Raw genomic sequence first — 13,014 nt, forward strand, 5'->3', positions numbered from 1 at the left:
TTTAAAATTTTACGTATAATTCCGCTCGGGCTAGGTCGTCGTAAAATTTCATGAAATTTTATAGCGGCAAAACACGGTGCCAAAACAAGGGCACAATTTCAAATTAAAATTTATGTGCCGTTAGTGTAAATATAGAGCCAATTTTGTAGCGTTAAATTCTTTTTAGCGCGTAGGTGCTGCAAATTTCAAACTAAAATTTGCGCCTGATCACGACGCCGTATGTTTTAGCCGCGTAAAATTATGCCGCGTAAAAATTTTATCTAGCGAAATTCTGTCTCGCAAAATTCTATCTCGTAGAATTTTAATTTGCCGCGCTCAAATTTTACCCGCCGCTTTAAATTTATACCGCAGCGCCTAAATTTCTCCCGCTCGTCGCGCTTTACCCAAATTTATATTTAGTTGTTGTAAAATGCGTTTTTAAAAGGATTTTAGCGGTTTGTGATATGAGTATTTTAGAGTTTACGGAGTGCATAGGCATCGCTTCGGCGGCGCTTAGCGGGTTTTTATTCGGCGTAAAGAAGGGCTGCGATTGGCTTGGGATCTTTATCGCGGCGTTTTTGACGGCGCTTGGCGGCGGGATCATGCGCGACACCTTGGTAAGCCGCGAGATCTACTCGTTCACGCACTACGCGCCCGTAACCATCGTGCTCGCGGTAAGTGTCGTAGCCATTTTTGCCAAACTTTACGAGAATCGCGATTTGGAGGGTAAATTTTTATTTATTCTAACCGATGCGATCGACGTCGTAAGCTTTTCGATCGTAGGGGCGATGGTTGCGCTAAGCTATAATCATAACGTTTTTGGTGTGGTGCTGATCGCGTTTTGCAACGGCGTGGGCGGCGGCATCTTGCGCGACGTGCTGCTGAACGAAGTGCCGTGGTTTTTGCGCACCGGGCTTTACGGCACTATAAGTATGGGTGTAGGTTTTATATATTTCGTGCTTGATGGGTTGGGGCTTAGCGGCGCCTTTTCGGTGATTATTTTGCTGGTTTTGGGGGTTGCGTTTCGCATGGTGGCTTATTACAAATCTTGGCATCTGCCTAAAGTGGAGTACAAACAATGAACTATTTAATGGATAATTTCGCGCGCGTAAACGTAGCGCTGGTAAGAGGCGAGGGCTCGATAGTCTATGACGAAATGGGCAAGGACTACGTGGATTTCGGCGCAGGCATCGGCGTAAACTGCCTGGGGCACGCAAATGAAATCGTGCTGGAAGCGATCGGCACGCAAGCTGCGCAGATCATCCACGGCTCGAATATCTATAGAATTCTGCCTCAAGAAGCCCTGGCTCAAAAGATTAGCGAGCTTTTAGGGTACCGTACATACGCGGTGTTTTGCAACTCGGGCGCGGAGGCTAACGAAGCGGCGATCAAAATGGCGCGCAAATACGGCACCGTAAACTTCCCTAATAAAAAATTTGAAATTCTAACTCTGCGAAATTCCTTCCACGGCCGCACGCTAGCGACGCTGCAAGCTACCGGGCAGGAAAAATTTCATCCGGAAATTTTTGCCCCCTATATGCCCGGGTTTAAATTTTTCGACGATATCGAGGATATCATCGCGCACATCGATGAAAACAGCGTCGCCGTGATGATCGAGCTAGTCCAGGGCGAGGGCGGCATTAAACCTCTGGATAAGGCTAGCGTGCAAAAGCTGGCGGCTGTTTTGAAAGAGAAAAAGCTGCTTTTAATCACCGACGAGGTGCAGTGCGGCGTATATCGCACGGGCGAGTTTGCGACGTCGCAAATTTACGACATCCGCCCCGACATCATCACCTTTGCCAAAGGGCTTGCGGGCGGCGTGCCGATCGGCGCGTGCGTGGCGCAGCAAAACATTTTCGCTCCGGGCGAGCACGGCAGCACCTTCGGCGGTAACTTTTTGGCGACCTCTACGGCGCTTGCGGTGCTTTCGCAGCTTCAGTTTTTAAAAGCGAGCGGCAAGCTTGATAAGACTATAAAAAGATTTATCAAAAAACTAGACGGGCTCGCCGCAGACTATCCTAGCCTGATCGAAAAGCGCGTGGGGCTCGGCCTGATGCAAGGCCTCGTGCTGCGCGATGAAAAAAATCTGGGCGAGATTTTTAACAAAGCCCTGCAAAACGGACTTTTGATCCTAAAATCCGGCAAGCGCACCCTTAGATTTTTGCCTGCGCTAAATATCAAAAAACCGGAGATTAAAGAGGGCTTCGCGCGCCTGCGCAAGAGCTTGGACGAGATAGTGCGGGCGTGAAATTTAGCGATTTTTTCGAGGGCTGGCTAAACGAGAGCTACTACGCAAATGCCGCTAGAATCGGCAAGAGCGGCGATTTTTACACTGCCGTGAGCGTAGGAAGCTTTTTTGGGATATGCATCGCGCGCGAAATTTTACGCCTAAGCGCGGATTTTTGCGCGACGCAAGAGTTAAGCTTAGACGCGGCGGCGAACCCAGATAGGTCGCGGCAAAACCTTGCGGCGAGCGAGCTAAATTTAGACGCTGCGCCTGCAAAAAAGTCGCAAAATAGCGCCAAAATCGCTATCGTAGAGATCGGCTCGCACGACGGGCGGCTGCTTTGCGATATAGCGCAAGCTATCTTTACGCTGGGCGGTGCGGCGGCGCTTGATAAATTTAGCTTTGCGATTATCGAGCCGCACGAGCGCCTGCGCGAGCTGCAGCGGGCGAGCTTTGCGGAGAGCTTCGGCGACGAGATCGTGCTAAAGCACTTTGCAAGCGTACACGAGGCGAAATTTAAAGATGCGATCTTTGTGGCAAACGAGCTTTTCGACGCCTTTAAATGCGAGGCGGTGGACGGCGAAAATATGCTTTTTGTAAAGAGCGGCGCGGTAAAATTTGCCCCCATAAAAGAACGCGAAATTTTGACCCTCGCACGCAGATTCGGCATATCGCGCGGCGAAATCCCGATCGGATACTTTCGCTTCGCGCGCGAAATTTGTGCCAGCGCGCAGCGGTTTTATTTCATCGCCTTTGATTACGGACAGATGGGCTCTAGCGGCGATTTTAGCCTGCGAATTTACCGAAATCACGAAGTTTTTAGCTTCTTTGAGGTGCAAAACTTGAGCGATTTTTACGGCAAAAGCGATCTTACCTACGACGTAAATTTTGAAATTTTACGCGCGGCGTTTGAGGACGCGGGCGCCGTGACGACGGATTTTAAAAGACAGATCGCGGCTTTGATAGACTTCGGCGCGGTCCAGCTTTTAGAGCTTTTTATGCAAAAAAGCGGCGAGAAGGGCTATCGCAACGCGCTTTTGCAGTTCAATCACCTGCGCGCGGAGTTTGGCGAGAAGTTTAAGATGATAAAATTTAAAAAGGGGCTTTGATGAAAGCTTTTATCGATTGCGACTGCGAAATTTTGCAAAAGACGCTGGAGCTATTTTTGAAGGACCATACCGTAAGCGCGCAGGATTGCGACTTTGTGATAAGCGATGAGCCGGAAAGCTCGGCAAAACCGCTATTTTTGATCGGCGAGGGCGGAGATTTGGCGCTACCGTTCTCAAAGAATACTCTGCTATCGAAGTTAGAAGATTTTCAAGGCTCGCTAAAGCAGGATCTTAGCGAATACGACGCGGCGGAAGAGGAAATTTGTGCGCTGTTTGATGAGTTTAAGGCAAGAATTATCGAAATTTTAAGAAGACAAAATGGCTAAATTTTCCAAACCCGCCGGCACGCTCTTTACGCAAATTTCAAGCGGCATTTATAAGGGCAAAAAGCTCGCTCTGCCCGCACTTTCGAGCACGCGCAGCACGAAAAGCATCGTAAAGGGTTCGTTTTTCGATACTTGGCGGGCGGAGTTGCGCGGCGCGGCGTTTATCGAGTGCTTCGGCGGTAGCGGCGCGATGGCGCTTGAAGCGCTAAGTAACGGCGCAAAAAACGTTTATGCGATCGAAAAGGACGCTGCGGCGCATAAGATAATGCAGAAAAATTTCGAGCTTTTCGGGCTCGGCGCAAATGCGATTTTGGGCGATTGCTTCGAGCGACTGAGCGAAATTTTGCATGAGCTACAAGCGGATATGAACGGACGCTCTGCCGCAAATTCTAGCGGAAGCCATACCGTAAATTCCGGCGAAAATTCCGTCTCCGATCCCGCGCGCAGAGTGTTTGTTTATCTGGATCCGCCGTTTGCGATCAGGCAGGGTTTTGGTGGGATTTACGAGCGGGTGCTGGTGCTGATAGCACGCCTGGGTTCCGCACAGTGCGAGCTGCTAATCGCGATCGAGCATATGAGCGAGCTTGAGCTGCCGCCTAAAATCGGTGATTTCGCGCTGCTTAAATCGCGCAAATTCGGCGCTACGACGATGAGCTACTACGCAAGATGAAAAGCTTAAAGCAAATTTTAGATTACTACGCCGATTTGAAAAATTGCGACGCGGATCTTTTCGGCGCGCCCGATCCGCTGCAGGTCGCAAAGGAACATCGAAACGACGTCGCGGCGCTTATCTGCGCGCTGTTTGCTTACGGGAGCGCGGCTCAAATTTTAAAATTTCTCCGCTCGCTTGATTTTTCGCTTTTGGACGCGAGCGATGAGCGCATAGCAGCGGAGCTTGCGGGCAAAAAATATAGATTTCAAAGCTCGCGCGACGTCGCTGAAATTTTTATAACTTTAAAGCGGCTTAAAAACAGCCTTAGCATCGAGGAGAGCGTGCTTTGCGGTATGCAAAAAAGCGGACGGATCGAGGATGGGATAAATTTTTTAATCAGCGAGATTTACAAATTAAATCCCTACCGCAGTCCGGGGTATGAGTTTTTTTTCGGGCGCGGCTTCTCGCAAAAGCCCACATCGCCGTATAAGCGCTACAATCTTTTCCTGCGCTGGGCGGTGCGCGACAGCGACATCGATCTGGGGCTGTACAAAAAGATCGAAAAATCGCGCCTCCTCACCCCGCTCGATACCCACACGCACAAAGTTTCGCTTAAGCTTGGGCTGATCGATCGCAAGAGTTACGATTTCGAGGCGGTTTTACAGCTTACGCAAAGCTTAAGACGCTTCGATCCGAGCGACCCCATCAAATACGACTTCGCGCTGTACCGCCTCGGGCAGAGCGGCGAGATAGATAAAATTTTACCTTCACTGCTTGATTAATTCTAGCTTTAATTGCACATACCGAATGGACCAAAACACTCAGAGAATAATCTATTCTTTTGAATTATATTTTCTCCTGGATAGATAATAATTTCGTGTCCTTGCTTTTGCCAGATTTGTCCATTTTTTGCGCTTATGGTAGATACATCTAAGTGAGCTGTTGAGCCATAGACTAAATATATTTTATCAAATATATCACTATAGCCTAGATAATGAAAAAACGGCGCTGCAAACGTGATCTTTTTGAATTTCGTTAGATTGCTATCTTGAGCGACACAATTGGATTTATTGGAGGGTTTGTAGCCGTTTTCAATGAGCTTCTTTTCTGTTATGCCATTGGTAGAATTTAACTTTACATAATGAACATAGCAGATTTCATCTATACTATCTGCGGCATTTGGTTGAATTTTTCTACGATATAAAAGCAATCCATCCATATCTGCATTATCTGTTAAAGCATTGAGTTCCTCAAAATTATTATTCTTTACATTCCAAAAATCGCCATACGGCTTTAAATAAATTCCTGCTATAGCCAATGCTATTATTAATATGATGATTGCTCCTGAAATAGATACGCTTATGATGAAAATTTTTAAAATTAGATCGATGATTTTTTTGAAACCATTATTCATTCTTTATCCTTATTTTTTACTATTATAGCATACGATTTGCTATTGCGATGTACGGCGGTTAAAATTTAAGTTCACCTTTTGTAAAATATTGGAAATTAAAAAAGGACAAAAATGGAGCTTGAGCTTTGGCAGTTCGCGGTGCTTTTTGCGGCGGCGTTTTTCGGCGGATTTATCGACTCGATCGCGGGCGGCGGCGGGCTGATCTCGCTGCCTGCGCTGCTTGCCGTGGGCATTCCGCCGCATGTAGCGATCGCCACAAATAGATTTCAAGGCAGCTTCGGAAGCTTCACCGCCGCTTTAAATTTCATCCGCAAGGGCTATGTCGATGCAGCGGAGATCTTGCGCGGCGTGATTTTTACGTTCGTAGGCGGGCTCGTCGGCGCTTATGTCCTGCTCCTAATCGATGCGAAATTCCTAAACTACCTCATTCCGATCCTGCTGCTGGCGCTTTTATTTTATATGATTTTTTCGCCGAATCTAGGCGAAGCGCCCGCAAGGCCCAAGATGTCAAAAAAGAGCTTTTACGCGATTTTTGGGCTTGTTTTGGGGTTTTACGACGGATTTTTCGGCCCGGGTACGGGCTCGTTTTGGACGTTTGCGCTGGTTGGAATTTTAGGGCTATATATGAAAAAGGCGGTCGCACACACTAAAGTTTTAAATTTCACCTCAAACATCGTCTCTTTGGGCGTTTTTATCATCGGCGGGCAAATTTTATGGCTCGTCGGAGCGGTGATGGCGGTCGGACAGATCGCGGGCAGCTTCGCAGGCTCAAGCCTAGTGATGCGATGCGACGTGAAATTTGTGCGCAAGATGCTTCTATTCGTCGTTGCCGCCACGATTTTAAAGCTACTTTACGGGCTGATCGCAAGTTGATTACAGGACCGATTGAGGGCCGATCGCGGGTTAATTTCAAGCCAAAATCATAGAATTTTATACAGGATTTCGTATAAAATTTCGCGTAAAATTTTATGAGCCTTCGCCGATTTGCCGCAATGACGCTGATTTTGCTGCCGCGTCGATTTTATTACTGCGGCATCTATTTTGCCGCAGTTTCGCACCAAACTTACTGCAACACTACTAATTTACTACTGCGGTGTTGATTTTATAGTAGAGCCGCACCGAACTTACTGCAACGGCGCTGACTTTGCTGCTGCGACAGCGCCGATCTTGCCGCCTCGATAGCGTCTATTTTACTACTGCGGTGTTAATTTCACCGTAGCGCTATACAGATTGTGCTGCGACGATACCGATCTTGTTGCTAATAGCGCGCAGATATTGTCGTAGCGTCGCACCGAACTTACTGCAGCAGCGCTGATTTTATCGCGGTGCGCACTAATCTCGCTTCGACGACGTTGGTCTTGCTGCTACGACAGCGTCGCACAAACTCGCTGCAATTGCGCCGACCTTACTACTGCGATAATGCCAATTTTGCCGTAGCGTCGCCGATGAAATTTCGCTTATTCATATCGGTTAAATTTCGCCGTATTACCCGCGTATCTATTTTATTTGCCCGTCTTTAGTCGTATTGCCGAGCACGCGGCATTATCGTGCTTGTGCTTATGAAATTTCATATGCTTACGTCAGCAAAATTTTAAAATACTACTTTGTAGATCGTTTTATCGCGCTGCCGTATGTGCTACCAAATCCACTCGCAGCGGTTAAATTTAGCGGACTTTCACGCGTTGTTTCCGCACCCATTGGCTATTTTAAATTTTGCGGTTCCGTCACCATGGCTCGCTTTCCGCGCTAGCCCCTTGCCATATTGCCCGCTATATTTGTGCGATAAATTTAACCGCACCGCCACGCGTGCTGTTTCGCTCCGCTATCGCCGATGAAATTTGCAACCATTAAATTTCATCATATCCGCTGTACCGGCGACCTCGCTCGCCCGCAAAATTTCGCCGCCTAAAGCAATGCTAAAATATTTTGCGATAAAATGGGCGAAATTTTTTACAAAGGATTTAGTATGCAGATTATCTCGACTCCCGATGCGGCGCAGGCCATCGGACCGTACTCCCAGGCGATCAAGGCTGGCGGGTTCATCTTTACCTCGGGGCAGATCGCGCTTAAGCCCGACGGCGAGTTTGTCACGGGCGGTGTGGAGGCGCAGACGAGGCAGGTTTTGCAAAACCTCGCCGCGATCTTGAAAGAAGTGGGCGCGACGCTACAAGATGCCGTCAAAACGACGATTTTCCTAGCGGATATGGACGATTTTGCCGCAGTGAACGAGATATACGCGGCGGCATTCGGCGAGCATAAGCCCGCTCGCAGCACGGTGCAGGTCGCCAAGCTCCCCAAAGGCGCGCTTGTGGAGATTGAAGTAATAGCGCTGGCTAAGTAGCGCTAAATTTAGATCGCAGGAATACTACCGTTCGCGTTTGCGGTTAAAATTTAGACTCGGGCCGCTCTAAATTTTAAACGGCTCGCTTTGGTTTTGAAGCTGCGCGAGCTTTTAAATTTAGATTTTAAAAGCCACGCCAAACGTCCGCGGGTCTATGCAAACAGCGCGTCTTAGTGTGCTAAGGCGTTAAAATTTCTCGCTCAAAATGGGATCAAAATGATAGAAAAGCTTATTCAAAAATCTAAAAATATCACGGCTGCGGGGCGCAGCGACATAGAGCCCGCATGGATCGCGCAGGCGCAGCGGCGGCTTGGTTTCGCGCTGCCTGCGAGCTACAAGCAGATGCTGCTAAGATATGCTAGCGTCAGCGCGGCGGGAACGGAGCTAAAAACGATCGCGCCGCCCGAGTTCGCGGGTAGCGCCGACGCAGATATCTGCTACACGTATGGAGTAAATCTGAAAAACGGCCTATTCGCCGCAGACGAGCTCGTATTTTTGCAGCTCGAGGACGAGGAGTATTATTTTAAAATTTCGCCCGCAAGCGACATAGCGGACGGCTCGCCGAATACGGCGCGCGGCAAGACGGCGGAGAGCACGAGCGGTGAAGCCGCGGGCGCGGCAGCACGCGATACAGTCGTCGCGACGGTAGTCGACAGCGTTGAAAATAGGGCATCAGACGACGAAGAGCGTACGGAGAGATTGCTGGATGTAGCGCGCGATATAAATGCCGATGCTGCAGGCGCGACAATGAGCGAAGCGGCAGACGAGGCGGCAAGCGGAACGATGAATGAGATAGCAAGCGAGCGGGCAGACGATGCGCCGTGCGAATACAAGGTCTATGTGCGCGACTACGCGCAGAGCGAGGATAGGCTTTTTGCGGACGATTTTTACGGGTTTTTGGAAAAATTTTAAGACGAAATTAACGCAAAATCAGGAGCGATAAATGGGGCTATTTGATATTTTTAAAAAGGATAAATTTGACGTCGATGTGCGCTCGGACGGTGTTTTCATCGGCGGCGTAAACTGCGGGTTTGATCTGGCTAAATTTAATGAAGCCCTAGGTCAGCCGCGCGTGATAGATGACGGGGAGGGCAAAAGCCGCTATTTTTGGGATGAGGCGGGGATTTTTGCCTTTGTGCGCGCAGGAGAGCTTGCAGAACCGAGGCTTTCCGAGATAATTTTGATGCTTGAGGTCGCAAAGGGCGTGCAGCACGAGGTTCCGCGCAAGCTCTACGGCGGCGCGTTCACGCTTGAGGGCAGGCCGCCGCTTGAGGCCGTGCCAGAGCAGGAGCTGCGCGGCGCATATATATTTTTGGAGCTTAGCCTAGGCAAATTCGAAGTATCGCTAGCACTCGCGCAGGCCGTGCAGGAGCGCATAGGCGCTATGGGCTTCGCCGAGCGCTTCGCTAAGCGTGACACCGACGAGATTGCAGACATCGTGCGAGCTGCGAAAATGCCGATAGGGCGCGTCTGTATCAATCAAAAGGCAAAAAAGGTAAAGCGCAGACCGAGCGATAAATTTAAGCTTCCGCGCGCGGCGGGCGAGACGCTAGCTTTTAAAAATTTCAATTTCAAAATTGCCGTGATGAACGAGCTGATGTATGAAAAATCCCTGCTACAGCCCAAATTTGACGTGTTTGAGTACTGCGAGGAGCGCGGCATCGATCCGTACGCGGACTTCGGCGCCCTGCCGCAAGCCAAAAAGTGGTTTAAGGACTATCCGGTCCCTGCAGATTTGGCGGAGCGGGTGAGCGAGCTCTATCTTGACGGCGGAAATGAAATTTATCTGCAAATCGCGCCTGATTGGGACGGTGAGGACGGGCTTTTTGACATCAAAAATATCGACGCCGCCGAGCTTGCGCCCTTTGTTAATCTTAAGAAAATCGAGACGACCGGCATCGGCATATCTAAAAAGGCGCGAAAAGCCTGCGCGGATGCGGGGATTACGGTAGTCGATTGAGTGCAGGAACAGACTTTGAGCCTTATGGCATGCGGTTTTTTAAGATCTGAAATAGGCTTTTGAGCTGCGGCACGTTCTTTAGAAAGGTAGTAATTGTTGCCGCCCCGCGCAAAATTCCGCGCAAAATTCTACTTATAGCAAGCGCTATAAATGAGCTTTGAAAGGCGCTTGGCGAAGCATCTGACATGTCTAATTTGGCGCGCGTTACAAAGCTTTGAGAAAGCTCGTTTGCAGCGTAATAGCCACGCCGCTAAATGTGCGAGATGAGTGTGTTGCGCGAGTAAAAATAGTTCACTTTTTGATTTTTAATTTTGGAAAAATTGCTGCGTAGCAAGGGGATTAAATTTACCGCTTTTAAATTTTAAAATTTATAAAGAGCGGCGCTTGCGGCTTTGAATGTGCGGCTAAATTTAGATTTCATAAAAGATTAAATTCTAAGCGCGGTTAAATTTGCGTCTTTAATTTTGCTTGCAGTCCTGTCGTGCCGCAAAACATGGTGTGAAAACAGATCGCATTTGCGCGCGATCAGCGCGGATCAAATTAAAATTTCGTCTTTGGAATTTAGTCTGAATTTGCGGCTCACATCAAAAGAGATGTTTTCTTGCAAGCCGATTGAGGAGTTAGAAAGTGTCTTGAAAGCCAGCATCGACGGCTTAGAAAGTATTTTGAAATCCGCGCCAAGAGTGTGTTTTAAAACAATAAGGCGCGGCGCTACTTTGCTGTTTTAAAACGCCGCTTCGAGGCTAAATTTTATAGCCGCATAAAGCCGTCGTCGTAGCTGCCTTCTAGCTTGCGGCGCATATCCTCGCGCCATTTTGGCGTAAGCGTCGTAAGTAGGTTAAATTTTGCTAGCAGCCCTTCATCGATACGCTCGCCGTAAAATAGACGGTTAAGCTCCATCACGCTCATCATAGCGGGGTCGCGCTCTACGACGTAGATCTCGTCGCCCGCGCGGCACGAGCCAGTCTCCAGCACGCGGTAGTACCAGCCGGTAAGTCCGCTGCGCGCGATCTCCTCCGTCATCTCCGCGTTACTCCAGCGCATTGAGAGCTTGTAGCAGGGCTTGCGCGGCTGGCTTACTTGTAGCACCAGCGAGCCTATGCGGTGCACATCGCCGATGCAGACGTTTTGCTCGTGCAATCCGCTGATCGTGAGGTTTTCGCCCATTGCGCCGTAGGCTAGATTTTTAAGCCCCAAAAACCTCTCCCACGCGGCGTAATTTTGCAGCGAGTTGGCAAAAATTGCCTTTTCCTCTCCGCCGTGATGCAGCGTGTCGGCTACCGCGTCGCCCTCGAATCCAAGCTCGTTTGCATGCACTTCGCCCGCTCTAGCTTGCTTAAAAATCGCCGTCTCCCAGCGCCTTTTTAGAGGCTGCGTAGCGCGCTCGTCGCCGTAAGCGCGCGGTTGCCCGGTCAGCAATGCCTTTAAAACGGGCATTTTTCGCTCCTTAAAATTTGCATCCGTTCTCCTTAAATCATAAAATTTAGGCTAGGATTTTAGCTCGAAAAGAATTTTAAAATTCTAAATTTTGCGGCGATTGTGCGCTAAATTTCAAGTGCGGGCTTGAAATTTAGCGCGCGGTGTCATTTGTAGTCGTTCGCGTCGTAGCTTTTGCCGTCGTTAAAGTCGCTCAAAAGCCGCACGACGACGGGGCTAAGCAGGATGATCGCGATTAGGTTTGGGATCACCATCAGTCCGTTAAACATATCGGCTAGCCCCCAGACGAGGTCGATCTTTTGCACGCTTCCTATGAATACGAATACAACGACTAAAATTTGCAAGAGCTTGACGAATTTTGCGCCCAGGAGGTATCGCACGTTGATCTCGGCGAAGTAATACCAGCCCAAAATCGTGGTAAATGCGAAGAAAAATAGGCAGATCGCCACGAAGCCGTAGCCGCCGCTGTGACCTAAAATTTGCGATCCGAAGGCTTCCTGCACCAGCGAGATGCCCGAAAATACCGCTTTGCCGTTTTCGAAAGTGACTACGTCGGTGCTGAGCACGACGAAAACGGTGATGTTAAGCACGATGAATGTATCGACGAAAACGCCCATTATGCCGAGCACGGCTTGATCTACGGGGTGTTTGACGTTCGCTGCGGCGTGTGCGTGCGGCGTCGAGCCCATGCCCGCTTCGTTTGAAAAGAGCCCACGCGCGATGCCGTATCTCATCGCGGTGGCGATCGTAGCGCCCGTAGCGCCGCCCCAGGCAGCCGATGGATCGAACGCGGCTTTGAATATCAGCGCGATGACAGATGGAATTTTATCGAAATTTGAGCCGATGATGACGAGACCGACTAGCACGTAGCAGATCGCCATTATAGGCACGACCTTTTCGGCTACGCTCGCGATCGCTTTGACGCCGCCGAAAAAGATGACGCAGCAGATGAGCGCTAAGGCCGCGCCGCTCACCCACTTCGGAATTCCGAATGCGCCGCTAAAGCCGTCGGAGATGGAGTTTGCCTGCACCATATTGCCCATGAAGCCTAAAGCAAAGATGATGGCTAGCGCAAAAAACGCCGCTAAAGGCTTGGCAAATGGACTTTTAAGTCCGCGGCTGATGTAAAACGCGGGCCCTCCGATCATATGTCCGCTGTCGTCCTTGGTACGGTAAATTTGAGCCAAGCAGATCTCGGCGAAATTTGTCGCCATGCCCAAAAACGCCGCGCACCACATCCAAAATATCGCGCCCGGCCCGCCCATTATGAGCGCGGTGCTGGCGCCTACCAGGTTGCCGGTGCCTACCTGCGCCGCGATCGCCGTGGCGACGGCTTGGAACGAGCTCATGCCGCTTTTGCCCGCAGCCTCGCCGTGCAGGGAGAAGTTGCCGAAAAGCTTGCGCGCGCCCGTTCTAAATTTAAAAATTTGCACTAAATGCAAGCGCGCCGTAAAATATGCGCCGGTGCCGCAAAGTAGGGCGATTAGGAAGTACGGACCCCACAAAAAGGAGTTGATCGTATCGACGCAGGAGTTGAGACTATCCAGGAAATTTTGCATGGCTCTCTCC

13 protein-coding genes are annotated in these 13,014 nt (G+C 49.7%); 10 read left to right on the plus strand and 3 right to left on the minus strand.

Translation table 11 applies throughout. The features are described from left to right. Positions 1-443 precede the first annotated feature (443 nt). The 6 genes from Q0438_RS02575 to Q0438_RS02600 are packed head-to-tail and all read left to right on the plus strand — an operon-like array spanning position 444 to position 5,075. Positions 444-1,061 carry a TRIC cation channel family protein gene (locus tag Q0438_RS02575; RefSeq protein ID WP_299187023.1) on the plus strand — a complete coding sequence of 206 codons (618 nt, stop codon included), beginning with the start codon at positions 444-446 and terminating at the stop codon, positions 1,059-1,061. Continuing rightward, a complete protein-coding gene (locus Q0438_RS02580) occupies positions 1,058-2,227 on the plus strand; it encodes an acetylornithine transaminase (protein ID WP_299187026.1) in 1,170 nt (389 codons plus the stop codon). The genes Q0438_RS02575 and Q0438_RS02580 overlap by 4 nt, the downstream gene beginning before the upstream one ends. Next, entirely contained in the window at positions 2,224-3,315 is a 1,092-nt protein-coding gene (locus Q0438_RS02585; RefSeq protein ID WP_299187029.1) for an SAM-dependent methyltransferase, read from the plus strand. The genes Q0438_RS02580 and Q0438_RS02585 overlap by 4 nt, the downstream gene beginning before the upstream one ends. After that, on the plus strand, positions 3,315-3,641 hold the full coding sequence (locus Q0438_RS02590; protein ID WP_299187032.1) for a hypothetical protein: 327 nt from the start codon (positions 3,315-3,317) through the stop codon (positions 3,639-3,641). Before Q0438_RS02585 ends, Q0438_RS02590 begins: the two co-directional genes overlap by 1 nt. After that, a complete protein-coding gene (gene rsmD, locus Q0438_RS02595; RefSeq protein ID WP_299187035.1) occupies positions 3,634-4,311 on the plus strand; it encodes a 16S rRNA (guanine(966)-N(2))-methyltransferase RsmD in 678 nt (225 codons plus the stop codon). The genes Q0438_RS02590 and rsmD overlap by 8 nt, the downstream gene beginning before the upstream one ends. After that, positions 4,308-5,075 (plus strand): TIGR02757 family protein, encoded by a 768-nt coding sequence (locus tag Q0438_RS02600; RefSeq protein ID WP_299187038.1) that lies wholly within the window; start codon positions 4,308-4,310, stop codon positions 5,073-5,075. Before rsmD ends, Q0438_RS02600 begins: the two co-directional genes overlap by 4 nt. Before the next feature lie 8 nt (positions 5,076-5,083). Here Q0438_RS02600 and Q0438_RS02605 read toward each other — a convergent pair whose 3' ends face one another. Further along, positions 5,084-5,707 carry a hypothetical protein gene (locus Q0438_RS02605; RefSeq protein ID WP_299187041.1) on the minus strand — a complete coding sequence of 208 codons (624 nt, stop codon included), beginning with the start codon at positions 5,705-5,707 and terminating at the stop codon, positions 5,084-5,086. A 111-nt stretch (positions 5,708-5,818) separates the two neighbouring features. Between Q0438_RS02605 and Q0438_RS02610 the strand changes: the two genes are divergently transcribed. The 4 genes from Q0438_RS02610 to Q0438_RS02625 all read left to right on the plus strand — a co-directional run bounded on the left by Q0438_RS02610 (position 5,819) and on the right by Q0438_RS02625 (position 10,008). Then, positions 5,819-6,580 (plus strand): TSUP family transporter, encoded by a 762-nt coding sequence (locus tag Q0438_RS02610; RefSeq protein WP_299187044.1) that lies wholly within the window; start codon positions 5,819-5,821, stop codon positions 6,578-6,580. Positions 6,581-7,673: 1,093 nt separating this feature from the next. Further along, positions 7,674-8,048 carry a RidA family protein gene (locus Q0438_RS02615; RefSeq protein WP_299187047.1) on the plus strand — a complete coding sequence of 125 codons (375 nt, stop codon included), beginning with the start codon at positions 7,674-7,676 and terminating at the stop codon, positions 8,046-8,048. A 216-nt stretch (positions 8,049-8,264) separates the two neighbouring features. Then, the gene (locus Q0438_RS02620; RefSeq protein WP_299187050.1) at positions 8,265-8,960 is read left to right on the plus strand and encodes a hypothetical protein; all 696 of its coding nucleotides are present in this window, start codon (positions 8,265-8,267) and stop codon (positions 8,958-8,960) included. A 31-nt stretch (positions 8,961-8,991) separates the two neighbouring features. Next, a complete protein-coding gene (locus Q0438_RS02625; protein ID WP_299187052.1) occupies positions 8,992-10,008 on the plus strand; it encodes a hypothetical protein in 1,017 nt (338 codons plus the stop codon). 750 nt (positions 10,009-10,758) lie between these two features. On the opposite strand, the gene Q0438_RS02630 is transcribed toward Q0438_RS02625, so the two are convergent. Together Q0438_RS02630 and Q0438_RS02635 are read right to left on the minus strand one after the other, a co-directional pair. Beyond that, complete coding sequence (locus tag Q0438_RS02630) at positions 10,759-11,445, minus strand: MOSC domain-containing protein (RefSeq protein WP_299187055.1); 687 nt, start codon at positions 11,443-11,445, stop codon at positions 10,759-10,761. Positions 11,446-11,591: 146 nt separating this feature from the next. Further along, the gene (locus tag Q0438_RS02635; RefSeq protein ID WP_299187058.1) at positions 11,592-13,004 is read right to left on the minus strand and encodes a sodium:alanine symporter family protein; all 1,413 of its coding nucleotides are present in this window, start codon (positions 13,002-13,004) and stop codon (positions 11,592-11,594) included. Between the last annotated feature and the right edge of the window lie 10 nt (positions 13,005-13,014).

Source organism: uncultured Campylobacter sp. (assembly GCF_938030785.1).
Taxonomy (GTDB): domain Bacteria; phylum Campylobacterota; class Campylobacteria; order Campylobacterales; family Campylobacteraceae; genus Campylobacter_B.

Excerpts from the sequence above, each read along its gene's own strand:
- Q0438_RS02590 (WP_299187032.1), top strand. The coding sequence starts at position 3,315 with ATGAAAGCTTTTATCGATTGCGACTGCGAAATTTTGCAAAAGACGCTG.
- Q0438_RS02605 (WP_299187041.1), bottom strand. The coding sequence starts at position 5,707 with ATGAATAATGGTTTCAAAAAAATCATCGATCTAATTTTAAAAATTTTC.
- Q0438_RS02610 (WP_299187044.1), top strand. The coding sequence starts at position 5,819 with ATGGAGCTTGAGCTTTGGCAGTTCGCGGTGCTTTTTGCGGCGGCGTTT.
- rsmD (WP_299187035.1), top strand. The coding sequence starts at position 3,634 with ATGGCTAAATTTTCCAAACCCGCCGGCACGCTCTTTACGCAAATTTCA.
- Q0438_RS02575 (WP_299187023.1), top strand. The coding sequence starts at position 444 with ATGAGTATTTTAGAGTTTACGGAGTGCATAGGCATCGCTTCGGCGGCG.
- Q0438_RS02600 (WP_299187038.1), top strand. The coding sequence starts at position 4,308 with ATGAAAAGCTTAAAGCAAATTTTAGATTACTACGCCGATTTGAAAAAT.
- Q0438_RS02630 (WP_299187055.1), bottom strand. The coding sequence starts at position 11,445 with ATGCCCGTTTTAAAGGCATTGCTGACCGGGCAACCGCGCGCTTACGGC.
- Q0438_RS02615 (WP_299187047.1), top strand. The coding sequence starts at position 7,674 with ATGCAGATTATCTCGACTCCCGATGCGGCGCAGGCCATCGGACCGTAC.
- Q0438_RS02620 (WP_299187050.1), top strand. The coding sequence starts at position 8,265 with ATGATAGAAAAGCTTATTCAAAAATCTAAAAATATCACGGCTGCGGGG.
- Q0438_RS02580 (WP_299187026.1), top strand. The coding sequence starts at position 1,058 with ATGAACTATTTAATGGATAATTTCGCGCGCGTAAACGTAGCGCTGGTA.
- Q0438_RS02635 (WP_299187058.1), bottom strand. The coding sequence starts at position 13,004 with ATGCAAAATTTCCTGGATAGTCTCAACTCCTGCGTCGATACGATCAAC.
- Q0438_RS02625 (WP_299187052.1), top strand. The coding sequence starts at position 8,992 with ATGGGGCTATTTGATATTTTTAAAAAGGATAAATTTGACGTCGATGTG.